The organism is Kistimonas scapharcae, from assembly GCF_039540975.1.
Lineage (GTDB): Bacteria > Pseudomonadota > Gammaproteobacteria > Pseudomonadales > Endozoicomonadaceae > Kistimonas > Kistimonas scapharcae.
In genome coordinates this window covers 1-908 of record NZ_BAABFL010000209.1, presented here as the reverse complement: position 1 = coordinate 908, position 908 = coordinate 1, and the positions used below count along the sequence as shown (strand labels likewise).

The 908-nt window shown below is 36.2% G+C and carries 1 protein-coding gene; it reads right to left on the bottom strand.

Annotated features, from left to right (window positions below; translation table 11 throughout):
* Nucleotides 1–64: 64 nt before the first annotated feature.
* Nucleotides 65–562, bottom strand: coding sequence for a hypothetical protein (locus ABD892_RS10460; RefSeq protein WP_345195566.1), 498 nt, complete (start codon nt 560–562; stop codon nt 65–67).
* Between the last annotated feature and the right edge of the window lie 346 nt (nt 563–908).

Genomic DNA, 908 nt, shown 5'->3' with positions numbered 1-908 from the left:
TACGATAATCTGATTAGATTATCATCTCACACAGGTCATTTTGGATCGGTGAAAGGTGGACATTTTAAATCGGTGCTGACACTAACTGCCTTTCTATGAAGCCTGAAAAGCTCTTGCTGGTTTTTAGTCGGTAATAATGGGTAAGATCGAATTCAACTGTAGTTACAGCCATGGCAGCATCAAAAGGTGATTTGTACTCATAGAACAATGATGGAAAATAATTTCGAGATCCGTGATGTTTCATTAAACAGGTTTCAATAATTAACATTGTTTGTCTTTTAAATGAATTACTGCTTTTTAGATTTCGTGATTTGAAAAAAATATTAATTTTAACGCATGGGTTAATTATTTTTGAAAGATTGGTAATATCTGTTTTTTTTAATGCCTGTTTAAAATCTTCAGGTAATTCATGGTTGCTGTCATCCGTTAGCGAAGATAAATGGGATTCACATTCTAATCTATAAGATTCATGATTCGATGTTGGTTGTTGAGGCTGCTCATCGGTAGTTAAGAGTTTCAATAATTCTTCTGAAAAATAAGGTTTTTTACCTGTTACTGCCAATGGATCATGCTTGGCTAAAGAGGTTGTAGCATCTACAGTGGATACTTGTTCAGGCAGAATATGTCTGCCAGTGGGTAGGGCAGTCCTTTTGGTGTCAGTAGCTTCTTCTGTGTCGTAGTATTCATCGTCAGAATCAGATGATGAATCTGAAAGTAAAAGATCAGTATCAAAGTCTATATGAGGTTTTTCGACTAATGCTGCTAATTTGTTTTGTATATCTACCTTCCACTGAGCATCAATAGGGTTATCATCCAGATAAATGGTGGTAAGTACTCAAAAACTCCTGTGCAGACCACATGGCAGCCAGCATGAGGCGTATTCGATAATATTTGCCAGTCTCGGAATT